At 62.7% G+C, this 25,682-nt stretch carries 25 protein-coding genes and 1 tRNA gene; 2 read left to right on the forward strand and 24 right to left on the reverse strand.

The window, feature by feature from the left end:
- Positions 1-16 precede the first annotated feature (16 nt).
- Positions 17-1,609, reverse strand: coding sequence for an ABC transporter substrate-binding protein (locus IM738_RS13395; protein ID WP_236961255.1), 1,593 nt, complete (start codon positions 1,607-1,609; stop codon positions 17-19).
- Positions 1,610-1,802: 193 nt separating this feature from the next.
- On the opposite strand from IM738_RS13395, the gene IM738_RS13400 reads away from it, so the two are divergent.
- Positions 1,803-2,780 (forward strand): dipeptidase, encoded by a 978-nt coding sequence (locus tag IM738_RS13400; RefSeq protein WP_236961257.1) that lies wholly within the window; start codon positions 1,803-1,805, stop codon positions 2,778-2,780.
- A gap of 145 nt (positions 2,781-2,925) precedes the next feature.
- Positions 2,926-4,254, forward strand: coding sequence for a Glu/Leu/Phe/Val family dehydrogenase (locus IM738_RS13405; protein WP_236961258.1), 1,329 nt, complete (start codon positions 2,926-2,928; stop codon positions 4,252-4,254).
- A 219-nt stretch (positions 4,255-4,473) separates the two neighbouring features.
- Here the strand turns inward: IM738_RS13405 and IM738_RS13410 are convergent, their stop codons facing one another.
- The 23 genes from IM738_RS13410 to rpsO all read right to left on the reverse strand — a co-directional run bounded on the left by IM738_RS13410 (position 4,474) and on the right by rpsO (position 25,602).
- The gene (locus IM738_RS13410; RefSeq protein ID WP_236961259.1) at positions 4,474-4,944 is read right to left on the reverse strand and encodes a DUF1178 family protein; all 471 of its coding nucleotides are present in this window, start codon (positions 4,942-4,944) and stop codon (positions 4,474-4,476) included.
- An 8-nt stretch (positions 4,945-4,952) separates the two neighbouring features.
- A complete protein-coding gene (locus IM738_RS13415) occupies positions 4,953-5,549 on the reverse strand; it encodes an NUDIX domain-containing protein (protein ID WP_236961260.1) in 597 nt (198 codons plus the stop codon).
- 8 nt (positions 5,550-5,557) lie between these two features.
- A complete protein-coding gene (locus tag IM738_RS13420; RefSeq protein ID WP_236961261.1) occupies positions 5,558-5,860 on the reverse strand; it encodes a DUF2818 family protein in 303 nt (100 codons plus the stop codon).
- Between the two features lie 61 nt (positions 5,861-5,921).
- Entirely contained in the window at positions 5,922-7,433 is a 1,512-nt protein-coding gene (gene nuoN, locus IM738_RS13425) for an NADH-quinone oxidoreductase subunit NuoN (RefSeq protein ID WP_236961262.1), read from the reverse strand.
- A gap of 35 nt (positions 7,434-7,468) precedes the next feature.
- Entirely contained in the window at positions 7,469-8,944 is a 1,476-nt protein-coding gene (locus IM738_RS13430) for an NADH-quinone oxidoreductase subunit M (RefSeq protein WP_236961263.1), read from the reverse strand.
- 13 nt (positions 8,945-8,957) lie between these two features.
- Positions 8,958-10,979 (reverse strand): NADH-quinone oxidoreductase subunit L, encoded by a 2,022-nt coding sequence (nuoL, locus tag IM738_RS13435; RefSeq protein WP_236961264.1) that lies wholly within the window; start codon positions 10,977-10,979, stop codon positions 8,958-8,960.
- Between the two features lie 27 nt (positions 10,980-11,006).
- Positions 11,007-11,315 (reverse strand): NADH-quinone oxidoreductase subunit NuoK, encoded by a 309-nt coding sequence (nuoK, locus tag IM738_RS13440; protein ID WP_236961265.1) that lies wholly within the window; start codon positions 11,313-11,315, stop codon positions 11,007-11,009.
- Positions 11,312-11,956, reverse strand: coding sequence for an NADH-quinone oxidoreductase subunit J (locus tag IM738_RS13445; protein ID WP_236961267.1), 645 nt, complete (start codon positions 11,954-11,956; stop codon positions 11,312-11,314). The genes nuoK and IM738_RS13445 overlap by 4 nt, the downstream gene beginning before the upstream one ends.
- A gap of 21 nt (positions 11,957-11,977) precedes the next feature.
- On the reverse strand, positions 11,978-12,490 hold the full coding sequence (gene nuoI, locus IM738_RS13450; RefSeq protein ID WP_236961269.1) for an NADH-quinone oxidoreductase subunit NuoI: 513 nt from the start codon (positions 12,488-12,490) through the stop codon (positions 11,978-11,980).
- A gap of 15 nt (positions 12,491-12,505) precedes the next feature.
- Positions 12,506-13,588 (reverse strand): NADH-quinone oxidoreductase subunit NuoH, encoded by a 1,083-nt coding sequence (nuoH, locus tag IM738_RS13455; protein ID WP_236961270.1) that lies wholly within the window; start codon positions 13,586-13,588, stop codon positions 12,506-12,508.
- Positions 13,585-15,720, reverse strand: coding sequence for an NADH-quinone oxidoreductase subunit NuoG (gene nuoG, locus IM738_RS13460; protein ID WP_236961271.1), 2,136 nt, complete (start codon positions 15,718-15,720; stop codon positions 13,585-13,587). The genes nuoH and nuoG overlap by 4 nt, the downstream gene beginning before the upstream one ends.
- A 16-nt stretch (positions 15,721-15,736) precedes the next feature.
- Positions 15,737-17,098: an NADH-quinone oxidoreductase subunit NuoF gene (gene nuoF / locus IM738_RS13465; RefSeq protein WP_236961272.1), complete on the reverse strand. Its 1,362-nt coding sequence runs from the start codon at positions 17,096-17,098 to the stop codon at positions 15,737-15,739.
- On the reverse strand, positions 17,095-17,619 hold the full coding sequence (gene nuoE / locus IM738_RS13470; RefSeq protein ID WP_236961273.1) for an NADH-quinone oxidoreductase subunit NuoE: 525 nt from the start codon (positions 17,617-17,619) through the stop codon (positions 17,095-17,097). Before nuoE ends, nuoF begins: the two co-directional genes overlap by 4 nt.
- On the reverse strand, positions 17,616-18,869 hold the full coding sequence (locus IM738_RS13475; protein WP_236961274.1) for an NADH-quinone oxidoreductase subunit D: 1,254 nt from the start codon (positions 18,867-18,869) through the stop codon (positions 17,616-17,618). Before IM738_RS13475 ends, nuoE begins: the two co-directional genes overlap by 4 nt.
- 1 nt (position 18,870) lies before the next feature.
- Positions 18,871-19,491 (reverse strand): NADH-quinone oxidoreductase subunit C, encoded by a 621-nt coding sequence (locus IM738_RS13480; RefSeq protein WP_236961275.1) that lies wholly within the window; start codon positions 19,489-19,491, stop codon positions 18,871-18,873.
- A gap of 36 nt (positions 19,492-19,527) precedes the next feature.
- On the reverse strand, positions 19,528-20,007 hold the full coding sequence (locus tag IM738_RS13485) for a NuoB/complex I 20 kDa subunit family protein (RefSeq protein WP_068175390.1): 480 nt from the start codon (positions 20,005-20,007) through the stop codon (positions 19,528-19,530).
- A 52-nt stretch (positions 20,008-20,059) separates the two neighbouring features.
- Complete coding sequence (locus IM738_RS13490) at positions 20,060-20,419, reverse strand: NADH-quinone oxidoreductase subunit A (protein ID WP_236961277.1); 360 nt, start codon at positions 20,417-20,419, stop codon at positions 20,060-20,062.
- Between the two features lie 50 nt (positions 20,420-20,469).
- Positions 20,470-20,554 (reverse strand) — tRNA-Leu (locus tag IM738_RS13495).
- Between the two features lie 168 nt (positions 20,555-20,722).
- Positions 20,723-21,127, reverse strand: a complete 405-nt coding sequence (secG, locus tag IM738_RS13500; protein WP_236961278.1) for a preprotein translocase subunit SecG — start codon at positions 21,125-21,127, stop codon at positions 20,723-20,725.
- A gap of 37 nt (positions 21,128-21,164) precedes the next feature.
- Positions 21,165-21,911, reverse strand: a complete 747-nt coding sequence (tpiA, locus tag IM738_RS13505; protein WP_236961279.1) for a triose-phosphate isomerase — start codon at positions 21,909-21,911, stop codon at positions 21,165-21,167.
- Between the two features lie 18 nt (positions 21,912-21,929).
- Positions 21,930-22,919 carry an NAD(P)H-quinone oxidoreductase gene (locus IM738_RS13510; protein ID WP_236961280.1) on the reverse strand — a complete coding sequence of 330 codons (990 nt, stop codon included), beginning with the start codon at positions 22,917-22,919 and terminating at the stop codon, positions 21,930-21,932.
- Between the two features lie 19 nt (positions 22,920-22,938).
- Positions 22,939-25,074, reverse strand: coding sequence for a polyribonucleotide nucleotidyltransferase (pnp, locus tag IM738_RS13515; protein WP_236961281.1), 2,136 nt, complete (start codon positions 25,072-25,074; stop codon positions 22,939-22,941).
- A gap of 261 nt (positions 25,075-25,335) precedes the next feature.
- Positions 25,336-25,602: a 30S ribosomal protein S15 gene (rpsO, locus tag IM738_RS13520; RefSeq protein WP_236961283.1), complete on the reverse strand. Its 267-nt coding sequence runs from the start codon at positions 25,600-25,602 to the stop codon at positions 25,336-25,338.
- Between the last annotated feature and the right edge of the window lie 80 nt (positions 25,603-25,682).

Below are 25,682 nucleotides of genomic sequence, written 5' to 3' on the forward strand. Positions count from 1 at the left end.
CAGGCGGCGCGAGGGGTCACTTCACACTGACGCCTTCGAAGTTGTAGTCACCGAACGGGCTGATCTTGAAGCCGTTGAGCTCCTTGCGCATGGGCTGGTTGACCGTCGAGTGGGCGATGGTGGACCACGGCATGTCCTTCTTGAAGACTTCCTGGGCCTTCATGTACAGGTCGGTGCGCTCTTTCTGGTTCACGCTGTTGCGGGCCTTGAGCACGAGCGCGTCGAAGTCCTTGCTGCAGTAGCGCGCGTAGTTGGAACCGCCGATGGCTTCGCAGGTGAGCAGCACACCCAGAAAGTTGTCGGGCGACGCGTAGTCGCCGGTCCAGCCGATCAGGCCGGTGTCGTGCTCGCCCTGCTTCAGGCGCTTGAGGTACTCACCCCACTCGTACTGCGTGATCTTGGCCTTGATGCCGACCTTGGCCCAGTCGGCCTGGATCATCTCGGCCATGAGCTTGGCGTTGGGGTTGTAGGGGCGCTGCACCGGCATGGCCCACAAGGTGATCTCGGTGCCCTCGGCCACGCCAGCTTTCTTCAGCAGTTCCTTGGCTTTCTCAGGGCTGTAGGCGGCGTTTTTCAGGCCCTTGTTGTAGGACCACAGTGAGGCCGGGAACGGGTTGGACGCTTCCTGACCCTGCCCCTGATACACGGCATCGATGATGGACTTGCGGTTGATCGCCATGTCCAGCGCCTGCCGCACCTCCACCTTGTTCAACGGCGCTTTTTCGGTGTTGTAGCTCAGGTATCCGATGTTGAAGCCGGGTGCGGTATCCACCTTGAGCTTGGGGTCAGCCTTCATCGCGGCAATGTCTTGCGGCTTCGGGAACGACATGATGTGGCACTCGCCGGCCTTGAGCTTCTGGAAGCGCACCGAAGCGTCGGTGGTGATCGCGAAGATCAGGTTGTCCACCAGCACGTCTTTGGCGTTCCAGTAATCCTTGTGCTTGACGTAGCGAATCTGGGCATCCTTCTCGTAGCGGCGCAGCACAAAGGGGCCGGTGCCCACGGGTTGCTGGTTGATCTGCGAGGCTTTGCCTTCGGCGACCAGCTTGTCGGCAAATTCCTTGGACAACACCGAGGCGAACGGCATGGCCAGCTTGACCAGCAGGTCGGGGTCGGGTTTCTTGAGCGTGAGGACCACCGTCAGGTCGTCGGTCTTCTTCACCGACGCGGTGTTGCTTTCCAGGCCCACATCCGAGGCGTAGGGGAACTCCGCCGGGTAGGCCTTGTTGAATGGGTGCTCCTTGTTGACCATGCGCTCAATGGTGAAGATCACATCATCGGCGGTCATGTCGCGGCCGGGCTTGAAGTAGTCGGTGGTGTGGAACTTCACCCCCTTGCGCAGCTTGAAGGTGTAGACCAGGCCGTCGGGAGAAATGGTCCACGATTGCGCCAAGCTGGGCTCAAGATCGGTGGCACCCTTCTTGAACTGGGTGAGGCGGTTGAACATCGCGTGACCAGCGGCGTCGAACGTGGTGCCGGCCGTGTACTGTGCGGTGTCGAATCCTTCGGGGCTGCCTTCGGAACAGTAGATCAGGGTGCCGGCAGCCTGCGAGGCCATCGCCACCGCAGACAGGCCCAGGGCCAGGGTCAGTTTCTTCAGTTCAAACATGGGTCATCCTTCGTTGTTGCGGAACCGCGAGATGCGGCCCCTGTTCAGGAAAAATTCATTATCAGTACAAATCGTCACAGGCCTGTCACCTGCGGTGGTGCCACCCGTTCAACACGAAGGCTCCACTTGACGCGCTTCAAGCCTTGCAAAATCGGTGCCATCGCATGCGCCCCATGTTCACCCTAGGAAAACCATGATTCGCTGGGAAGCCCACACCTGCCTGCCCCTGCACCCCGATGCCAGCTTCGCGTCCCTGGAGCGCTACCGCGCCAACGGCGTGCACTGCGTCTGCATCAATGTGGGCATGGACATGAACCCGCTCGGCCAGATCCTGGCGGTGATCGCATCCTTTCGTGCACGCTTGCTGGCAGCGCCTGAACGCTACGTCATGCCGCGCACCGTAGCCGACATCGAACAGGCACGCAACGAGGGGAAACTCGCGGTGGTGTTTGATCTGGAGGGCGCGCTGCCCCTGCTGGAGCGGCCGGAGATGGTGGCGCTGTACCGCGATCTCGGTGTGCGGCAGATCCACTTTGCCTACAACCGCAACAACACCGTGGCGGGCGGCTGCCATGACACGCCGCAAGGTCTGACCGCGCTCGGGCGTCGCATGGTGGACGCGATGAACGACGCCGGTGTGCTCATGGACTGCGCCCACACCGAGCGTCGCACCACGCTGGACATCATGGCCCACTCGCGCCACCCGGTGGTGTTCAGCCACGCCAACCCGCTGGCGCTGGCCGAGCACGGTCGCAACATCAGCGACGAGCAGATCCGGGCCTGTGCCGCCACCGGTGGCGTGGTCTGCATCTCGGGGGTATCGAAGTTCCTCGGCTGCGAGACACCGGGCGCAGCAGACATCGCACGCCACATGGCCCACATCGCGAACCTCGTCGGCCCCCAGCACGTCGGCCTGGGCCTGGACATCGGCTTCAGCGAGCCCGGGCTGAACGACGACCCGCCGGGTGACTTCGACCCCGGCTTCTGGTGGCCAGCGAGCGCGGGCTACGGCAAGGGCATCAGCCAGATGCGCTACGCCCCCATCGAGACCTGGCAACAGCTGCCCGGCGCCCTGCGCGCCGTGGGCATGAGCGAACATGAGGTGGACGGCGCCCTGGGCGACAACATGGCACGCGTGGCGCGGCAGGTCTGGGGTGCAGCGTCGGATTGAGTGAATCGGGCCATCGGGCTGGTTATGCATTCGCCGCATAAAGGCATGGCAACACAGCCTTGGACAGTGCGGAACGCCCTCCGTACAGTCGCGCCAGTCGATCCGGGGAGCCGGATGGGCGCAACCCACAAGGAATCCCAGCACCATGTCACAAGCCCCGCACCCCGCAGGCGCCGCGGCCAACAGCCCGGCCGCCTTCACCAACGCCCTGCCCTCCTACCTGAATCCGGACAAGATCGGCCCCTGGGGCATCTACCTGCAGCAGGTGGACCGGGTCACGCCCTACTTGGGCGATCTGGCGCGCTGGGTGGACACGCTCAAGCGACCCAAGCGCACCCTGATCGTGGACGTGCCGATCCACCTGGACAACGGCACCGTGGCGCACTTCGAGGGCTACCGCGTGCAACACAACACCAGCCGCGGTCCGGGCAAGGGCGGTGTGCGTTTCCACCAGGACGTGACCCTGTCGGAAGTGATGGCGCTCTCGGCCTGGATGTCGATCAAGAACGCGGCTGTCAACGTGCCCTACGGCGGCGCCAAGGGCGGCATCCGCGTCGACCCGCGGCAGCTCTCCAAGGGTGAGCTGGAGCGCGTGACGCGCCGCTACACCAGCGAGATCGGCATCATCATCGGCCCGACCAAGGACATCCCGGCGCCCGATGTGAACACCAACGAGCAGATCATGGCCTGGATGATGGACACCTACTCCATGAACGAAGGCTCCACCGCCACCGGCGTGGTCACCGGCAAGCCGGTGGACCTGGGCGGCTCGCTCGGCCGACGCGAAGCCACGGGCCGCGGCGTGTTCACCGTCGGCAGCGAAGCCGCCAAACACATTGGCATGGACATCAGCCAGGCGCGCGTGGCCGTGCAGGGCTTCGGCAACGTGGGTGGCGTGGCGGGCAAGCTGTTCGCCGAGGCCGGCGCCAAAGTCGTGGCGGTGCAGGACCATGGCGGCACCATCTACCGTGAAGCGGGGCTGGATGTGCCCTTGCTGATGGCGCATGTGGCCCGCATGGGTTCGGTGGCGGGCTTCCCGCAGGCCGAGGTGATCGCCAACGATGCGTTCTGGGACGTGCCTTGTGACATCCTGATCCCCGCCGCGCTGGAGCAGCAGATCACCGAAGCCAACGCCGGCCGCATCCAGGCCAAGATGGTCATCGAAGGCGCCAACGGCCCGACCACGCCGCAGGCCGACGACATCCTGCACGACCGCGGCATCCTGGTGCTGCCCGACGTGATCGCCAACGCCGGCGGCGTGACCGTGAGCTACTTCGAGTGGGTGCAGGACTTTTCCAGCTTCTTCTGGAGCGAGGACGAAATCAACGAACGCCTGGTGAAGATCATGAAGGGCGCGTTCGCCTCCGTGTGGCAGGTGGCCGAAGAGAACAAGGTGAGCCTGCGCACGGCCACCTTCATCGTGGCCTGCAAGCGCATCCTGCACGCGCGCGACCTGCGGGGCTTGTACCCGTAATCACCCCCGTGCCGCCTGCGGCGTCACCCCCTCAAAGGGGGCGATGCGAGTGGCCCGGCAGAGCCGGTTCCACCGCATCCTTGGCGAAGGCATGCACGCCGGAGGCGCACAGGAACAGGCGATGGGGAGTTCATCCCAAGGCACCGCGGAACCGGCTTTGCCGGGCCGCCAGTGCCGCCCCCTGGGGGGTGACGCCGTAGGCGGCGCGGGGGGAGACAGCTATTGCAGCGTGTCCTTGAGCCCAGGCAGCGAGGGCAGCGGCATCACGTCAATGCCCTCCTCGATCAGCTCCATCGCCACCTCGGGGCTGGTGCGGCCACGGATGTTGCGTTGCGCCACCTCGCCATGGTGCATGGCCCGGGCCTGATCGGCGAAGCGCTCGCCCACGTCTTCGGTCTGCGCCAGCACCTGGCGCATGGCCTTGAGCAACTGGGCCTGCAACGGTGAACCGGATGCGGGAAAACCCAGTTCCACCCGACCCATGGCGTCAGGGGGCTCCACAGGCGCTTTGTCGTCCCGATGGCCACGCAGGTTCAGGCGCGGCGCGGAAAGCATCTTCTGAATCGCTGTGTCGCCACACAACGGGCAGCTCAGCAGCTCACGCGCGAGCTGGTCGGTGAAGTCGGCTTCAGAGCCGAACCAGCCTTCGAATTCGTGCTGGTGCGCGCATTGCAAGTTGAGAACCTTCATGGCCGAAATTATCGAGCCACCGCTGGTGGCATGGTCCCTGACCAGTCGAGAGTCCATGCCCCGGACAGCACATTCTGCAACCACAGCGCGCCCACCAGGGTCTTGCAGTCGATGATGGCGCCGCTCCGGCACCACGCCTGCAACTCATCGGGCGTGGCGCTGAACACGTCGAGAAACTCGCCCTCGTCGAGCTGTCGCTCGCCCGCAGAGAGCCCACGCGCAAACCAGATGTCGATGATCTCGTCGGAGTAGGCAATGGTCGGTGCCAGCCGGCCGGCAAAGGCCCACTCGCGCGCGCTGTAGCCGGTTTCTTCGAGCAACTCACGCCGCGCACACGCGAGACTCCCCTCGCCGGCATCCAGCTTTCCGGCCGGAAACTCCACCATCACCTCGCGCAGCGGGTGGCGGTACTGGCGCTCCATCACCAGACGGCCATCATCCAGCCAACCGATCACCATCACCGCGCCTGGGTGCAGCACATATTCGCGCGTCGCCTCCCGGCCAGAGGGCAGCTGCACGGTGTCGCGAACGACGTGAAGAAAATGTCCTTTGAGCAGTTCGGTGCGCGCCACCGGTACTTCGCGCAAGTGGGTGTCTGACCCCATGCCCAACCTCAGCCTCGCCGCTTGAAAAGGTAGCGGTAGACGAAACCCGGGAACGCCAGCGTCAAGAACAGCGCCGCTGTGGTCGCATAGAACTCCCAGCCCTGGGGCGCGATCTGGCCTGCGGAACGTTCCAGAGCCAGGCCCAAAGCGCCCACCAGAAAGTACCAGATCACCAGCTCCAGCAAGTGAATGCCCAGCGACTTGGCAGACGCCCGCGGAATCACCCCGAGCCAGCGTTGATTGAGGAATGGCAGATTGGCGCCGGCCACGGCCGCCAGCAAGACGAGCCAGATGGAAAGGGAGTGGTTCATATGGGCAGAAAGGGCCCCGGATGCAGCGCCGTGAGCGGCGCCACAGGCCAGAACCGAAGGGTCAGGCCATCAGGGCCGTGATCGCCTGGGCGCACAGGGCCATCAGGCCACCGGGCAAGAGGCCAAGACCCAGCACCAGCGCACCGTTGAGCGAGAGCACCGAACGCGCGTCCAGGCCAGCAGCGATGCCAGCGGTCTGGGTGGGCGCATCGAAATACATCACCTTGACCAGACGCAGGTAATAGAACGCGCCAATCAGGGACATGATCACGGCGAACACCGCCAGGCCGATGTACACCGGTTGCGAAGACGCCAGCAGGGCCTGAAGCACCGACAGCTTGGCGTAGAAGCCCACCATGGGCGGCACACCGGCCAGCGAGAACATGCACACCGCCATGACGGCCGCGTACAACGGGCTGCGCTGGTTCAGACCGGCCAGATCGCTCACGTTGTCCGATTCGAAGCCGCCGCGCGAGAGCAACAGGATCACGCCGAAGGTGCCGAGCGTGGTCAACACATAGGTCACCACATAGAACATCGAAGAGCCGTAGGCGTTGGCCATGTTGCTGCTGTCCAGCCCCTGGCCTGTGGCCACCACACCGGCCAGCAAACCCAGCAGCATGAAACCCATCTGGGCGATGGTGGAGAAGGCCAACATGCGTTTCAGGTTGGTCTGGGCGATGGCCGCGAGGTTGCCGATCAGCAGCGAAGCCACCGACAGCACCGCGAGCATCTGTTGCCAGTCGACCGCCAAGGGTGCCAGGCCTTCCACCAGCAGACGAATCACGATGGCAAACGCGGCCAGCTTGGGCGCCCCTCCGATCATCAGGGTGACGGCCGTGGGTGCACCGTGGTACACGTCGGGTACCCACATGTGGAACGGCACCACGCCCAGCTTGAAGGCCAGGCCGGCCACGACGAACACCAACCCCAGCGTCAGCACCTGCGGCGATCCCTTGAGTGTGGCCTCGCCGCCAGCGATGGCCTTCATCACCTCGGCTACATCGAGCGACGCCGTCGCGCCGTACACCAGCGACAGTCCGTAGAGCAGGAAACCGCTGGCCAGCGCGCCGAGCACGAAATACTTCATGGCGGCTTCGGTGGCCTGCACATCGTCGCGGCGCAGAGCCACCAGCGCGTAGCTGGACAGGGTCAGCAACTCCAGGCCCAGGTAAATGACCAGGAAGTTGTGGCCGGAGATCATGACGAACATGCCCAGCAGCGCATAGAGCGACAACGAAAACAGCTCGCCGCCACCCGACAACATGTCGCGGTCCCCGGCATAGCGGCGGCCGTACACCAACGTGACCAGCACGGCCAAAGCGGCAAAACACTTGAGCCACTGCCCCATGGGGTCGCTGATGACCATGCCACCAAAACCCAGCAAGGTCTGACCCGTTGCTGCAGCAGCGCCTTGAAGATAGGCCACCACGGCAAGCGTCAAGAGCGTCAGAACGTAGGTGGTGCCACGCAGGCGTGACTTGACCGCGACATCGACCAGCGAGATCACACAGGCCATGACCAGCAAAAATATCTCGGGAAAGGCCAGCACCCAGCTGCTTTGGTCGTTCATGGTGAAGACTCTCTTTTGTTTGTTGTCGGCACGGTTCAGTTGAGCTTGGAGATGGCCACGTGGCGCAGCAGCTCGGCAACAGAAGCGTCCATCACATCGGTGAAGGGCTTGGGGTACACGCCCATGTAGAGCACGGCGATCGCGAGCACCGCCATGACCAGGAACTCGCGACGACCGATGTCGGTCAACGCTTTCACATGGCCATTGGCCACGGCGCCCAGGTACACCCGCTTGAACATCCACAAGGAATAGGCGGCACCGAAGATCAGCGCGGAAGCGGCGGCGGCGCCGATCCAGAAGTTGGCTTTCACGGCCGCGAGGATGACCATCCATTCGCCCACAAAGCCGGCCGTTCCGGGCAACCCGCAGTTGGCCATGGTGAACAGCAGTGCAAACGCCGCAAAATTCGGCATGGTGTTGACGACGCCACCGTAGCTGGAGATCTCGCGCGAGTGCACACGGTCGTACAGCACACCGATGGAGAGGAACATGGCAGCCGACACAAAACCGTGGGCGATCATCTGCACGATGCCGCCCGAGACACCCAAGTCGCTGAACACGAAGAAACCCAGCGTGACAAACCCCATGTGAGCGACGGATGAATAAGCCACCAGCTTCTTCATGTCTTTCTGGACCATGGCCACCAGGCCCACATAGACCACGGCGATCAGCGACAGCGTGATGATGAGCCAGGCCCATTCGTGCGACGCGTCGGGCAGGATGGGCAGGGAGAAGCGCAGGAAACCATAGGCACCCAGCTTCAGCATGATCGCGGCCAGCACGGCGGAGCCGCCGGTGGGTGCCTCGACGTGCACGTCGGGCAGCCAGGTGTGCACCGGCCACATCGGCACCTTCACCGCGAAGGCCGCGAAGAAGGCAAAGAACAGCAGGGTCTGCGCCGTGCTGCCCAGCGGCAGCTTGTGCCAGGTGGCCAGATCAAAACTGCCGCCCGACTGCGTGTACAGGTAGATCAGGGCCACCAGCATCAGCAGCGAGCCCATCAGCGTGTACAGGAAGAACTTGAACGCCGCGTAGATCTTGTTCGGACCTCCCCAGATGCCGATGATCAGGTACATCGGGATCAGCGTGGCTTCAAAGAACACGTAGAACAGCATGCCGTCCTGCGCGGAAAAGACGCCGATCATCAGGCCCGACAGGATCAGGAACGCACCCATGTACTGGTTCACGCGCTCGGTGATGGACTCCCAGCTGGCGATCACCACCACCACGGTGATGAAGGCGGTCAACAGGATCAGCCAGAGAGAGATGCCATCCACACCCAGGTGGTAGTTGACATGGAAACGATCGATCCAGGTGGACTTCTCCACAAACTGCATCGCGGCCGTCCCCAGCTTGAAGCCGGTGTAGAGAGGTACCGTGACGGCCAACGAGAGCAAAGCCCCCAGCAGCGCCAGCCAGCGCACCGCGTGCGCCTGATCATCCCGACCCAAGGCCAGCAGCACGGCTCCGAAGGCAATCGGTGCCCAGATCGCAAGGCTCAGCAAACCCATCTTGTTCTTCTCCTTATTTGGCGAGCCACACGAAATACGTCATGAACAGGAACACGCCCACGATCATCATCAACGCGTAGTGGTACAGGTACCCGCTCTGTGCACCTCGCACGAACGACGAGAAGGCGCCCACGAGCTTCCAGCTGGCGTTGACCACCCCGGTTTCGATCACGCCCTGGTCGCCTCCCTTCCACAGGCCGGTGCCCAACGCGCGTGCGCCACGGGCCAGCACGTTCTCGTTGAACCAGTCCATGTAGTACTTGTTTTCAAGCACCGTGATGACGGGCTTGAGGGCACGACCGATGGCGGCCGGTACGGCCGGGTTGATCAGGTACATGTACCAGGCGATGACCGCGCCAGACAGGGCAAGGTAGAACGGTGCGGTGGAGAACGCATGCAAGGCCATGGCCAGCGGACCGTGGAACTCTTCCGCGAATTTCGCCACGGCCGGGTGCGCGGCCGAGTTGATGGTGATCGCGTCCTTGAGGAAGTCCCCGAACAGCATCGGCTGGATGGTCATGAAACCGATCACCACCGAAGGAATCGCGAGCAACAGCAACGGCACGGTCACCACCCAGGGGGTTTCGTGAGGTTTGTGATCGCCATGACCATGCCCGTGGTCATCGTGGCCATGGTGCGCATCCGGGTTCTGGTCAAAACGCTCTTTGCCGTGGAACACCAGGAAATACAGGCGGAACGAGTAGAAGGACGTCACGAAGACACCAGCCAGCACCGCGAAGTGGGCAAAACCGGAAGCCGGCAGGTTGCTGAAATGCACCGCCTCGATGATCGAGTCCTTGGAATAGAAGCCCGAGAACAGCGGCGTGCCGATCAGGGCCAGCGTGCCCAGCAGGGAGGTGATCCAGGTGATGGGCATGTACTTGCGCACACCGCCCATCCAGCGGATGTCCTGGTTGTGGTGCAGGCCCATGATCACCGAGCCGGCGGCCAGGAACAGCAGGGCCTTGAAGAAGGCGTGCGTCATCAGGTGGAACACGGCCACCGAGTAGGCCGAGGCGCCCAGCGCCACCGTCATGTAGCCCAGCTGGGACAGCGTGGAGTAGGCGACGACGCGCTTGATGTCGTTCTGGATGATGCCCAGGAAGCCCATGAACAGGGCCGTGATGGCACCGATCACCATGATGAAGTTCAGAGCGGTGTCCGACAGTTCGAACAGCGGGGACATGCGCGCCACCATGAAAATGCCCGCCGTCACCATCGTGGCGGCGTGGATCAGCGCGGAAATCGGGGTCGGGCCCTCCATCGAGTCGGGCAGCCAGACGTGCAGCGGGAACTGGGCCGACTTGCCCATGGCACCGATGAACAGGCAGATGCAGATCACGGTGATCAGCAGCCAGTCGGTGCCGGGAAAGCCCAGCTTGCCGAGTTCGGGCGCCTTGGCGAACACTTCGGTGTAGTTCAGCGTGCCGGCATAGGCCACGATCAGGCCAATGCCGAGGATGAAGCCGAAGTCACCCACGCGGTTGACCAGGAAGGCCTTCATGTTGGCGAAAATGGCCGTCGGCTTGTTGAACCAGAAACCGATCAACAGGTACGACACCAGACCCACCGCCTCCCAGCCAAAGAACAGCTGCAGCAGGTTGTTGCTCATCACCAGCATCAGCATGGAGAAGGTGAACAGCGAGATGTAGGCGAAGAAGCGGTTGTAGCCGGCGTCTTCTTCCATGTAGCCGATGGTGTAGAGGTGCACCATGAGCGAGACGAAAGTGACCACCACCATCATCATGGCGGTCAGGCCATCGACCATGAAGCCGATTTCCATCTTCAGGCCACCCACCACCATCCACTCGTAAACAGTCTGGTTGAAGCGCGCACCATCGACCGCGACGCTCTTGAGCGTCATGGCAGAGATGACAAAGGCGATCAGCACACCCAGGATGGTGAGCGTGTGCGAGGTGCGGCGACCGATGACGTTGCCGCCAAAGGTGGTGCCCAGGATGCCGGCCAGCCCGGCACCCACCAGGGGGGCGAGCGGAACGGCCAGCAGGGTGCTTGCAGAGAGAGTGGTGCTCATGGTGTTCTTGCCTCTTCGGGATGGGCTTCAACCCTTGAGGGTGTTGAGTTCTTCGACGCTGATCGACGACTTGGCACGGAACAGCAGCACGAGAATGGCGAGACCAATCGCCGATTCGGCCGCCGCGACCGTGAGGATGAAGAACACAAAGACCTGGCCGTGCATGTCCCCCAAGTAGTGAGAGAACGCCACGAAGTTCATGTTCACCGCCAGCAACATCAGCTCGATCGCCATGAGCAACACGATGATGTTCTTGCGGTTCAGGAAGATGCCGATGACGGACAGGGCGAACAGGATGGCGCCCACCGACAGAAAGTGGCTCAGTGTGAGGCTCATGCCTTGCCCTCCTCGGCAGCGACCGCTTCAACGGGCGCAGTTTTTTGTGTGGCAGCCATCGGCACCACGACCAGGCGGTCGCTGGCGCGCACGTGCACCTGCTGTCCTGGATCAATGGCCTTGCTGTCCTTGCGCTGGCGCAGGGTGAGCGCAATCGCCGTCACCATGGCCACCAGCAGGATCACGGCGGCCACCTCGATCGGGTACAGGTATTCGCTGTACATCAAGCGACCCAGCGCCTTGGTGTTCGACACATCGGCAGCCTGAGCCACCCCCGCAACGGGTGCCGTGACGGTCGGGAACCCGACCCACAGCACGGCAATCAGTTCGGCCGCCACAAGACCGCCAAGGGTGGCCGCCAAGGGAAAGTTCTGCCAGAAACCCCAGCGGTCGTCGTCGAACTTGATGTCCAGCATCATCACGACAAACAGGAACAGCACCATGACCGCGCCCAGATACACCAGGACCAGTGTCAGACCTAGGAATTCGGCCTTGAGGATCAGCCAGAGCGCCGATGCCTGCGAAAAAGCCAGCATGAGATACAGCACCGCGTGCACAGGGTTGCGCGAGGTGATGACGCGGTAGGCCGCAAACAGCAGCACCGCTGAAAACAGGTAAAAAAAGCCGGTCTGGTAATCCATGGTTCTTGTCTTTCGCCTGCTTCAGCGGTACTTCGCGTCCGCGGCCTTGGCGGCGGCGATCTCGGGTTCGAACCGGTCGCCCACGGCCAGCAGCATCTCTTTGGTGAAGTACAGATCGCCCCGTTTTTCACCGTGGTATTCGAGGATGTGCGTTTCCACGATCGCGTCCACCGGACAGGCTTCCTCGCAGAAGCCACAGAAGATGCACTTGGTCAGATCGATGTCGTAGCGCGTGGTGCGGCGGGTGCCGTCGGCTTCGCGTTCACCGGCTTCGATGGTGATGGCCATCGCTGGGCACACGGCCTCACACAGCTTGCAGGCGATGCAGCGCTCTTCGCCATTTTCGTAGCGGCGCTGGGCGTGCAGTCCACGAAAGCGGGGAGACAGCGGCGTTTTTTCTTCAGGAAATTGAACAGTGATCTTGCGGCGCAGCGCATAACGACCGGTCAGGGCCATGCCCTTGAAGAGTTCCAGCAACAGGAAGCTCTTGAAGAAGTCACGGAGGGAAAAGGGTGCAACGGCGGTGGTGGACATGATGGATCGCCCTGCTTATTTCCAGATGTTCCACGGGGTCTGCATCAGACCGCCGACGAGCAGCAGCCAGATGAGCGTGACAGGAATGAAGATCTTCCAGCCCAAACGCATGATCTGGTCATAACGGAAGCGCGGGAAAGTGGCACGGATCCAGATGAACATGGACACCACCACGAAGGTCTTGATGCCCAGCCAGATCCAGCCGGGTATCCAGTTGAACAGCGCGCTGTCGATCGGGGGCAACCAGCCGCCGAGGAACATCAGCACCGCCAGGATGGAGACCAGCCACATGCTGGCGTATTCCGCCAGGAAGAAGATGGCAAAGCCCATGCCCGAGTACTCGACCATGTGACCGGCCACGATCTCGGCTTCGCCCTCGACCACGTCAAAGGGATGCCGGTTGGTTTCAGCCACACCGGAGATCAGGTAGACCAGAAAGATCGGCAGCAACGGCAACCAGTTCCAGGAGAGGAATGTGAGCGTGTGGGACGCGGCCCAGCCGCGCGACTGGGACGCCACGATGTCGCCCAGGTTGAGGCTGCCAGCGGTCATGACGACCACCAGGAAACAGAAGCCGATGGCGATCTCGTAACTCACCATCTGAGCCGACGCGCGCAGCGCGCCCAGGAAGGCGTACTTGGAATTCGATGCCCAGCCGGCAATGATCACGCCATACACCTCGATCGACGTGATGGCCAGGATGACCAGGATGCCAGCGTTGACGTTGGCGATCACGGCCTCGGGACCGAATGGCACCACCACCCACGCGGCCAGCGCGGGCATGATGGCCATGATGGGCCCCAGGCGGAACAGGCCCGGCGCGGCAGCGCTCGGACTGATGATCTCCTTGGTCAGCAATTTGACGGCATCGGCGATCGGCTGCAGCAAACCGAACGGGCCCACACGGTTCGGCCCCAGGCGCACCTGCATGAAGCCGAGCAACTTGCGTTCCCAGAGCGTGAGGTACGCCACCGCGCCCATCAGCGGCGCGAGAACCACCACGATCTTGATCAGACCCCAGATCACGGGCCAGGCAGCGCCACCCCACCAAGGAGCCGCAAACAGACCCATCCCGCCGTTGTACATCGCGTCGATCATGCGTGTGCTCCTTCGGCGGCGCGGGCGTCTGCGGTCAGTTGAAGAGAGGAGGCCCTCCTCACCAGCGAGTCCAGTTGATAAATGGACGCCACACAAGGCTGAACCTTTGAAGGGCTTTGATCAGCAGCGGCTGGACCCAGGCCTGCGTCGGCATTCGACAGCCGGGCTGCGGCGACCACTTCCCCGGCGCTGACGCCGGGCAGCACGGCCGCCAACACGGCTTGCGAAGACTCCGCATCAAAGCCAGGCAGCCCCATCAGATTGCCCAGCACGCGGATCACTTTCCACGCGGGGCGCGTTTCGCCCAGCGGTTTCACCACCGCATGGAAACTTTGCAGACGACCCTCGGCATTGACAAATGAACCGGACGTTTCGGTGAACGGGGCGATGGGCAACAGCACATCGCTGATGTCCAGGTTGGCTTTGAAGGGGCTGAGCGTGACCACCATGCTGGACGACTTCAGGCCGGAGTCACCCGCAGCGCTGTCAAAGGCAGGCTCGGTATTGAGCAAAATGGCCGCCTTGAGACCGCCGCCGAGCATCTGCCCGGCATTCAGGCCATCCTGCCCCGGCAATGCACGCACCAACTGGGCACCCACGGTGTTCGCAGCCTCTGACAGGTAGCCCACGGTGGCGCCCGTTTGTTGGCCGATCCAGTTGGCGAGCGACAACAAGCTCCCCGCTTTTTCATGGTGAGCAGCGGCATTGCCCAGCAGAATGGCTTTCTGCTCGCCTCCCAGCAAGGACTTGGCAACGGCCCGTGCAGCGTCCGTCACTTCTGCGGCCACGGGGGCCTGAACACCGGCCTCCTGCGCCACGGCGACGGCCACGCCGGCCAGAGCCGACACCCACGACGAGCTGTCCACCAGCACCTCGTGGCCCACTGGCATCGCCCAGTCTTGGGGCTGGGCATGAAGAGCGCTGACCTGGCACCCTTTGCGGGTCGCCTGGCGGATGCGTTGCGCGAACAGGGGATGGTCCTTGCGCAGGTTGGAGCCCACCACCAGGACGCGTTGAAGGGTCGACAGGGATGCGATGGGCATGCCCAGCCAGCGGGCGGACCCGGCAGCGGCGGTGTTGGAGAAGTCGGCATGGCGCAGACGGCTGTCGATGTTCTGGCTGCCCAGACCGCGCACCAAGGCACCAGCCAAGGCCAGCTCTTCGAGTGTGCTGTGCGGACTGGCCAACACACCGATCGCGTTCGCGCCATGGTCAGCCTTGACCTGCTTCAGGCCATTGGCCACGTATTCCAGAGCGGTCTGCCAGTCCACGGTCGTCCACTCGCCGCCCTGTTTGAGCATGGGCGAGGTCAGGCGGTCTTCGCTGTTGACGGCTTCGTACGAGAAACGGTCACGGTCGGCGATCCAGCATTCGTTCACCGCGTCATTTTCGAGCGGCACCACGCGCATGACCTTGTGGTTTTTCACCTGAACGATCAGGTTGGCACCGGTGGAGTCGTGCGGGCTCACCGACTTGCGGCGCGACAGCTCCCAGGTACGGGCGCTGTAACGGAAGGGCTTGCTGGTCAACGCACCCACGGGGCAAATGTCGATCATGTTGCCCGACAGCTCGGAGTCCACCGACTGGCCGACAAAGGTTTCGATCTCGGCGTGTTCGCCCCGATGCGACATGCCCAGCTCCATCACGCCGCCAATTTCCTGACCAAAGCGCACGCAGCGGGTGCAGTGGATGCAGCGGCTCATCTCTTCCATGGAAATGAGCGGCCCCACGTCCTTGTGGAACACCACGCGTTTTTCTTCTTCGTAGCGCGACGCGCCTCCGCCGTAGCCCACGGCCAGATCCTGCAACTGGCATTCCCCACCCTGGTCACAGATCGGGCAATCCAGCGGGTGGTTGATGAGCAGGAACTCCATCACCGATTGCTGGGCCTTGATGGCCTTGTCGCTCTTGGTGCGCACGATCATGCCCATGGTCACGGGCGTGGCACAGGCGGGCATGGGCTTGGGCGCCTTTTCCACTTCCACCAGGCACATGCGACAGCTGGCCGCGATGGACAACTTCTTGTGGTAGCAGAAATGCGGGATGTAGGTGCCCGCCTTTTCGGCCGCATGCATGACCATGCTGCCCGGTGGCACTTCGACCTTCTGGCCGTCGAGTTCGATTTCAACCATGGTTTCTCGTCTCGTTTCAGGCGGTGGCGTCGGCCTTGATCATGGCCGCGAACTCGGGCCGGAAATGCTTGAGCATGGCGCGCACCGGCATGGCTGCCGCGTCGCCCAGGGCGCAGATGGTGCGACCCATGATGTTTTCGGCCACGTTGTCCAGCAGCGCCATGTCGGCAGGCCTTGCCTCGCCCCGGTGGATCTTGTCCACGAGGCGCCAAAGCCAGCCAGTGCCTTCGCGGCACGGCGTGCACTGGCCACAGCTCTCGTGCATGTAGAAATAGGAGAGGCGTTTGAGCGACTCGACCATGCAGCGAGAATCGTCCATCACGATCACCGCACCCGAGCCTAGCATGGACCCGGCCTTGGAGATGGAGTCGTAGTCCATGGTGCATTCCATGATGACGGACGCAGGCAACACCGGCGAAGACGAACCACCGGGGATCACCGCCTTGAGCTGGCGGCCTTTGCGCACACCACCGGCCAGCTCCAGCAGCTTGGCGAATGGTGTACCCATCGGTACTTCGTAGTTGCCGGGCAACTCGACGTCACCACTGACCGAGTAGATCTTGGTGCCACCGTTGTTCGGCTTGCCGCACTCCAGGTAAGCTTGACCACCATGGCGGATGATCCAAGGCACGGCCGCAAAGGTTTCGGTGTTGTTGATCGTGGTCGGTTTGCCGTACAGACCGAAACTGGCCGGGAAAGGCGGCTTGAAGCGCGGCTGACCCTTCTTGCCTTCGAGCGATTCGAGCAACGCAGTCTCTTCACCGCAGATGTAGGCACCAAAACCATGGTGAGCGTGCAACTGGAAGCTGAAGTTGCTGCCCATGATGCTGTTGCCGAGGAAGCCCGCGGCACGCGCCTCTTCCAGCGCGGCTTCGAAGCGCTCATAGGCGCCAAAAATTTCGCCGTGGATGTAGTTGTAGCCCACGCTGATGCCCATGGCATACGCCGCGATCGCCATGCCTTCGATGACGATGTGCGGGTTGAACATCAGGATGTCGCGGTCCTTGCAGGTCCCCGGTTCACCTTCATCCGAGTTGCAGACCAGGTACTTTTGCCCCGGGAACTGGCGCGGCATGAAACTCCACTTCAGTCCGGTCGGAAAACCGGCGCCGCCACGACCGCGCAACGCGGATTCCTTGACCGTGGCGATGACCTGATCTTGCGTCAGGCCAGTCACGCCGGTCTCCGGGTTCGGAGCAGAACCGTCTTGCCCCAGGATCTTGCGCAAGGCCTGGTAACCGCCGCGGGCCTCGTAATCCTTGAGCGACCAGTTGCTGCCGTTCAGCCCGGCATAGATCTGCGGGTTGATGTGGCGGTCGTGAAAACAGGTCTGCACGCCAGTGGCGTTGAACTGTGCAATCACCTGATCGGCGTTCATGCTTTGCCCTCCGCGGCGCGCAGGCCGTCGATCAGCTGATCCAGCTTCTCATTGCTCATGAAGCTGCACATGTGGCGGTCGTTCACCAGCATCACTGGGGAATCGGCACAGGCACCCAGGCACTCGCTCTGCTGCAAGGTGAACAGGCCATCGGCGGTGGTTTCGCCCATGTGCACGCCGAGCTTCTGCTCCAGATGGTGCAGCGCCCTTTCGCCGTCACGCAACTGGCACGGCAGGTTGGTACAGACGTTGAGCTTGAACTTGCCCACCGGCCGCTGGTTGTACATGTTGTAGAAGGTCGTGACCTCGTGCACGGCCATGACCGGCATGCCCAGGTAGGCGGCAATCGCCTTCTCGGCTTGCAGGCTCACATGGCCCTGCTCCTGCTGCACGATGGACAGACAGGCCATGACGGCGGACTGTGCCTGCTCGGCCGGGTACTTAGCCACCTCGCGTGCGAAGCGTTGGATGGTGGCGTCGGAGAGCGTGGCCGCACTCACGGGTTTGCTGCCAGAGATCATCGGTCAATCTCTCCAAAAACGATGTCCATGGTGCCGATGATCGCCACCGCATCCGCCAGCATGTGGCCGCGGGCCATCTCGTCCAGGGTGGACAAATGGGTGAAGCCAGGGGCACGGATTTTCAGGCGATAAGGTTTGTTGGCACCGTCACTCACGAGGTAGATGCCGAATTCACCCTTGGGGTGCTCGACGGCCGCATACGCCTCGCCCTCAGGCACATGAAAACCCTCCGTGAAGAGCTTGAAGTGATGGATCAAGCCTTCCATGTTGGACTTCATGGATTCCCGTGAAGGCGGCGCCACCTTGTGGTTGTCGGTGATCACCGGGCCGGGGTTCACACGCAGCCAGTCCACACACTGCTTGATGATGCGGTTGGACTGCTTCATCTCCTCCATGCGGACGAGGTAGCGGTCATAGGTGTCGCCGGTCTTGCCCACCGGGATGTCGAAGTCCATGCGGTCGTACACCTCGTACGGTTGCTTCTTGCGCAAATCCCAGGCGATACCTGAGCCTCGCAACATGGGACCGGTCATGCCAAGGTTCAGTGCACGCTCAGGGGGTACCACACCAATGCCGACCGTGCGCTGCTTCCAGATGCGGTTATCGGTCAGCAGCGTGTGGTACTCGGCCAGGTAGGTCGGAAACCGCTGGGTGAAGTCGTCAATGAAGTCGAGCAGCGATCCCTGGCGGTTGGTGTTCATCTCCGCCATGGCTTTGGCGTTGCGGATCTTGCTGTGCTTGTACTGCGGCATCGTGTCCGGCAGGTCGCGGTACACACCGCCCGGCCGGAAGTAGGCCGCGTGCATGCGCGCACCCGACACCGCTTCGTACATGTCGAAAAGGTCTTCGCGTTCGCGGAACGCGTAGATCAGGATGGTGGAGCTCCCACAGTCGTTGCCATGGGAACCCAGCCACATCAGGTGATTGAGCAGCCGGGTGATCTCGCTGAACATCACACGGATGTACTGCGCTCGGAGCGGCACCTCGATGCCCAGCAACTTCTCGATCGCCAGACAGTACGCGTGCTCGTTGCACATCATCGACACGTAGTCCAGCCGGTCCATGTAAGGCAGCGACTGGATGAAGGTCTTGTGCTCGGCCAGCTTCTCGGTGGCGCGGTGGAGCAGACCAATGTGCGGGTCGGCTCGTTGCACGACCTCACCATCGAGCTCCAACACCAGGCGCAGCACGCCATGCGCAGCCGGGTGCTGCGGACCGAAGTTCAGGGTGTAGTTCTTGATCTCAGCCATATCAGTGCAGACCGCCGTAGTTGTCTTCGCGGATCACACGCGGGGTGATCTCCCGGGGCTCGATGGTGACCGGCTCGTAGACCACGCGTTGACGCTCGGCGTCGTAGCGCATCTCCACATGACCCGAGATCGGAAAGTCCTTGCGGAAGGGGTGACCGATGAAACCGTAGTCGGTCAGGATGCGACGAAGATCGCTGTGACCCTCGAACACGATGCCAAAAAGGTCGAACGCCTCTCGCTCAGGCCAATTGGCAGACGCCCAAAGACCCGACAACGATGCCACCACCGGGAAGTCGTCGTCCGGGCAAAACACACGAACGCGCACGCGATGATTCAGACTCACCGACAGCAGATGCACCACGACCGAAAACCGGGGCCCTTCCCAAACACCATCACCATAGGTGGAGTAGTCCATGCCACAAACATCGATCAGCTGCTCGAAGCGTGTTTCAGGCGCATCACGCAAGGTCTGCATGACGTCAAGATAGTGGTTCGCCGAGACCACCAGCGTGACCTCGCCACGTTCGACATCGATCGACTGAGCGCGCGCCCCCAGCAAGGCAGTCAGCACGCCCGCAATGGCCGCAGGCGGTGTGGTGTAAGAGATAGCGGTGTCGCTCATGGACCGTCTTTCTGAACCTGTGGGCTGCAGCGGCACTCAGGCCCGCGCGATGGTGTTGGTGCGGCGAATCTTCTGCTGCAACTGGATGATCCCGTACAGCAAGGCCTCGGCGGTCGGCGGGCAACCGGGCACGTACACATCCACCGGCACGATGCGGTCGCAACCGCGCACCACCGAGTAGCTGTAGTGGTAATAGCCACCGCCATTGGCGCAGGAGCCCATGGACAACACCCAGCGCGGCTCAGCCATCTGGTCATAGACCTTGCGCAGGGCAGGTGCCATCTTGTTGCACAGGGTGCCCGCCACGATCATCAGATCGGACTGGCGCGGACTGGCGCGAAAAACCTCCGCACCAAAACGACCCAGGTCGTATCGCGCCGTGGCCGCGTGCATCATCTCCACTGCGCAGCAGGCCAGACCAAAGGTCATCGGCCAGAGCGATCCGGTCTTGGCCCAGTTCACCACAGAGTCGTAACTCGTGGTGACAAAACCTTCCTTGAATACGCCTTCGATCATCTTCCGCTCCGGTGCGCTGCTTGCAGCTTGCGTGTCGTACAGGTGTTGATGCTCATTCCCAATCCAGCGCGCCTTTTTTCCACGCGTAGACGAAACCCACAAGCAAATCAATGAGGAACACCACCCCCGCCCAGAACCCGACGGAGCCGATGTCGGTCAGCGCCACCGCCCACGGGATGAGGAAAGCGATTTCGAGGTCAAAGAGAATAAAGAGGATGGCCACCAGGTAATAGCGCACATCGAACTTCATGCGAGCGTCTTCGAAAGCCTCGAAGCCGCACTCATATGGGGAATTTTTTTCGGCGTCCGGGCGGTTGGGCCCCAGGATGTAGCCCAACGCCTGCGGAATGACACCAACGGCCACACCCACCAAAATGAACAAGAGCACGGGCAGGTATTGTTCGAGACTCATTTGGGTCGGTTCCGCTGCGCATGGCCACGATCGCCATGATTACCACTGATTGGTGCCGACGGCGAGACTCGAACTCGCACAGCTTTCGCCACTACCCCCTCAAGATAGCGTGTCTACCAATTTCACCACGTCGGCTGGATCTGCATTGTCAGGTCCGCGAGGAACAGTGCGGGCTTTGCTGACAACCCATAGAGTTTACCCTGAAACCACCCCGGTTTTCGGGCGAGCCCATGGATTTTCAGAGTGACGCGGACCCGCTGCAAACCTTGCACGGTCCTGCGTCATCCAAGGCTTTCAGCGTCCTTACTTGCCGGGAATCTGTGCCGCGCCCGTGGCAGGCACAGCAGGTACTTCAGCGGGAGCAGCACTGGCCGCTGCCGGCGCCGAATCCGTGCCCGGAATCTGCGAAGCAGGCGCAGGAGGTGCGACGTTTTCGAGCACGCTGCCTGAGCGTGCCGCAGCAGGAGCCAGGTTCCCGAAATAAGCCAATCCCAACGTCCCTGCCAGGAACAAGCCGGCCAGCACCGCCGTGGTGCGCGAGAGGAAGTTGGCACCACCCGATGCACCAAACAAGCTGGCCGAGCCAGCGCCACCACCGAAGGCCGCACCCGCGTCGGCACCCTTGCCGTGCTGCATGAGGATCAGACCGATCATGCCGATCGCGGCGAGGATCTGCACGGCTTGAAGAATGGTCAACAGGATGTTCATTTGTTTCTCCGGATATCGAATGGGGTCCGCGTCAGCCTCAGGCTGCGGCGGCCACGATCTGCAAAAAGTCGGCCGACTTGAGCGATGCACCGCCGATGAGGCCACCGTCAATGTCGGGCTGTGCCAGCAAGCTGGCGGCGTTGGCCGCATTCATGCTGCCGCCGTAGAGGATGTGCACACGCTTGGCGTTGGTCGAGGCCGCGGCCAGCTGGGCGCGCAGCACGGCGTGCACAGCCTGCGCCATCTCGGGTGTGGCCGTCTTGCCCGTGCCGATGGCCCAGACAGGTTCGTAAGCCACCACGATCTCGGTGATGCAATGCCCCACCGCGTGAATGACGGCGGCGAGCTGGCGCTTCACGACCGATTCTGTTTCACCGGCTTCGCGCTGCGTGAGCGTTTCACCGACACAAACGATGGGCGTCACGCCGGCAGCCAGCGCGCGCTGGGCCTTCGCTGCAACGACGTCATCGGTTTCACCTTGGTACTGGCGACGCTCCGAGTGGCCGACGATGGCGTAACGGCAGCCAAAGTCTTTCAACATGGCCACACTCACTTCGCCGGTGTAGGCACCCTGCTCGTGGGCCGACACGTCTTGCGAGCCCCAGGCAATCGGGCTGCCTTGCAGCAGGGCCTGCATTTGCGCCAGGTAAGGCGCGGGCGCGCACAGTGCCATGTCGGCTGCAGGCGCAGCGCCCTGCAAACCATCGAGCATGGCCTTGATCAGCGCTTCATTGGCGGCCAGCGAGCCGTTCATCTTCCAGTTGCCTGCGATCAGTTTTCTCATCTTGTTTTCCAGACTTGCTCAGGACCAGCGCAGAACGATCTTGCCAACGTGTTGGTTGGTTTCCATCAGCGCATGTGCCTGCGCTGCCGCCGATGCATCAAACACGCTGTGGATGACGGGCTTGATCTGCCCCTGCTCCAGCAGCGGCCACACCTTGTCACGCAAGGCAGCGGCAATGGCCGCCTTGAACGCCACTGGACGTGGACGCAGTGTCGACCCAGTGATGACCAGACGACACCGCAGCACGAGGCCTGCATTGAACTCGGCCTTCACGCCGCCCTGCACCGCGATGATGACGAGCCGGCCGTCTTCCGCCAAGCACTCGACCTCACGCGCCACGTAGCTGCCCGCGACCATGTCCAGAACGACGTCAACGCCGTTCCCGTCCGTGAGCTCGCGCGACACGACCGAGAAATCCTGCGTCTTGTAATTGATGGCGTGGTCCGCACCCAGCGACAGGCAAGCGGCGCATTTTTCGTCGCTGCCGGCGGTGGCGATCACGCGCGCACCCAAGGCTTTCGCCAGCTGGATCGCGGTCACGCCGATGCCACTGGTGCCGCCCTGGATCAGCAGCGTTTCACCGGGCTGCAGACGCGCCCGATCGAACACGTTGCTCCAGACGGTGAAGAAGGTCTCGGGCAGTGAAGCGGCCTGCACGTCATCGAAACCCGCCGGCACAGGGAGGCACTGGCCCACCGGCGCCACGCAGTACTCGGCGTATCCCCCACCAGCCACCAGCGCACACACACGGTCGCCGACATTGAATCCCGCGGCAGCCATGGCGGCCGCGTCACCCGACTCGATCACGCCCGCGACTTCCAGACCGGGCAGGTCGGAAGCGCCGGGCGGTGGCGGGTAGGCACCGCTGCGTTGCAGCACATCGGGTCGGTTCACGCCCGACGCTCGCACGCGGATCAGCAACTCGCCCGCACCCGCGACCGGCACCGGACGTTCGGTCAGGCGCAGGACTTCGGGTGCGCCAAAAGCGCTGATCTCAACGGCTTGCATCGTGCCTGAACCCGTCGGCTTATTGCTGCTGTTGCTGAGCGGCTTGCTCGGCGGGCGCGGCGTTGCGGTCGATCAAGGCCTTCATGGACAACTTGACTCGGCCCTTTTCGTCCGTCTCCAGCACCTTGACTTTGACGATCTGGCCTTCGCTCAGGTAGTCGGTCACACGCTCGACGCGCTCGTGGGCGATCTGGCTGATGTGCAGCAGGCCGTCCTTGCCGGGCAACAGGTTGATCAGGGCGCCGAAGTCCAGGATCTTGGTGACCGGGCCTTCGTAGACCTTGCCGATTTCGACTTCGGCGGTGATCTGCTCGATGCGGCGCTTGGCTTCGTCGGCCTTGGCGGCTTCGGTCGCGGCGATGGTGATGGTGCCGTCTTCGTCGATGTTGATCTGGCAACCGGTTTCTTCGGTCAGCGCGCGGATCACGGCGCCGCCCTTGCCAATCACGTCACGGATTTTTTCCGGATTGATCTTCATCGTGAAGAGCTTGGGCGCGAAATCCGACACTTCGGTCTTGGCCTCGCCCATGGCTTCCTGCATCTTGCCCAGGATGTGCATGCGGGCTTCCTTGGCTTGGGCCAATGCGACCTGCATGATCTCTTTGGTGATGCCCTGGATCTTGATGTCCATCTGCAGCGCGGTCACACCATTGGTGGTGCCGGCCACCTTGAAGTCCATGTCGCCCAGGTGATCTTCGTCACCCAGGATGTCGGTCAGCACGGCGAAGCGGTTGCCGTCCTTGATCAGGCCCATGGCGATGCCGGCCACGTGGGCTTTCATGGGCACGCCTGCGTCCATCAACGCCAGGCAGCCGCCGCAGACGGAAGCCATCGACGAGGAGCCGTTGGACTCGGTGATTTCCGAGACCACGCGCATGGTGTAGGGGAAGTCTTCCTTGCTCGGCAGCGCGGCGATCAGCGCACGCTTGGCCAGACGCCCGTGGCCGATTTCGCGGCGCTTCGGGCTGCCCACGCGACCGGTTTCGCCGGTGGCGAAGGGAGGCATGTTGTAGTGCAGCATGAAGCGGTCTTCGTAGTCGCCCGACAGGGCGTCGATGCGCTGCGCGTCACGGTCCGTGCCCAGGGTCGCCACCACCAGCGCCTGCGTCTCACCGCGGGTGAACAGGGCCGAGCCGTGGGTGCGGGGCAGCACGCTGTTGCGGATTTCGATGCCGCGCACGGTACGCGTGTCGCGACCGTCGATGCGGGGCTCGCCAGCCAGGATCTGGCCACGCACGATCTTGGCCTCGATCTCGAACAGCAGACCTTCGATGGCCACGCTGTCAAAGGCCATGCCTTCGGCCTTCAGGGCCGACATCACGTCGGCGTAAGCCGTGCGGCAGGCCTGGGTACGTGCCTGTTTGTTGCGGATCTGGTAAGCGGCTTCCAGTTTGGCCTTCGCCAGATCGTCGATCTTGGCGATCAGCGCTTCGTCCTTTGCGGGCGCGGTCCAGTTCCACTCGGGCTTGCCGGCGTCGCGCACCAGGTCGTTGATGGCGGCGATGGCGATGTTGCCCTGCTCGTGACCAAACACCACGGCGCCGAGCATGATTTCTTCAGACAGTTGCTGTGCTTCGGATTCCACCATCAGCACGGCGGCCTGGGTGCCGGCGACCACGAGGTCAAGCTGGGAATCCTTGCGGGCGGTCTGACCGGGGTTCAGCACGTACTGGCCGTTCACATAGCCCACGCGGGCGGCACCGATCGGGCCGTTGAACGGGATGCCGCTGATGGACAGTGCGGCCGAGGTGGCGATCAGGGCCGCGATGTCGGCATCGACTTCAGGGTTCAGCGACAGCGTGTGGATGACCACCTGCACTTCGTTGAAGAAACCTTCGGGGAACAGCGGGCGAATCGGGCGATCGATCAGGCGGCTGGTCAGGGTTTCAAATTCGCTCGGGCGGCCTTCGCGCTTGAAGAAGCTGCCGGGGATCTTGCCGGCGGCGTAGGACTTCTCGAGGTAGTCCACGGTCAGCGGGAAGAAGTCCTGGCCGGCCTTGGCGTCGGTCTTGGCGACCACGGTGGCCAGCACGACGGTGCCGTCCATGTCGAGCAGCACGGCGCCGCTGGACTGGCGGGCGATTTCGCCGGTTTCCATGCGGACCGTGTTCTGGCCCCACTGGAAGGTCTTGGTGACTTTGTTGAAAAGACTCATGGGTTTTCTCCTTGGTGCCGCCCTTCAAAACGGGGGGCGGCGTGGCGTGCAGACGGTCTGCACAAAACCCGGAAACTCAACCCAGAACACGATGCCATTCCAGAGGCACTGTCGCGTGCCCGAGGGCACACATCGCCTTTGGAATGACACAGCTTCGCTCTGTTGCTGGCTCTCCGGAATCAAAAAAGGCGGCAGACAAACGACAAACGCCCGAGCCAGCGAACCAACTCAGGCGTTTTGCATGTCATGCCAAGTCCAAAATTACTTGCGCAGACCCAGTTTCGCGATCAGGGCGACGTAACGGTCGGCATCCTTGGACTTCAGGTAGTCCAGCAGCTTGCGGCGGCGACTCACCATGCGCAGCAGACCGCGGCGACCATGGTGGTCTTTGGCGTGCTGCTTGAAGTGGGGGGTCAGTTCGTTGATGCGTGCGGTCAGGATGGCGACCTGCACTTCGGGGCTGCCAGTGTCGTTGGCAGCGCGGGCGTTGTCGGCCACAACAGTGGCTTTGACGGATTTTTCGATCATGTCGGATTCCTTGGAGTTACGTGCGTCCCGTCGCAGCTTGCCAACCCCTGAAACGCTTTCAGGTCCGGCCGCCGCAACGG

The sequence above is a fragment of the Hydrogenophaga sp. SL48 genome (genome assembly GCF_021729865.1).
Lineage (GTDB): Bacteria > Pseudomonadota > Gammaproteobacteria > Burkholderiales > Burkholderiaceae_C > Hydrogenophaga.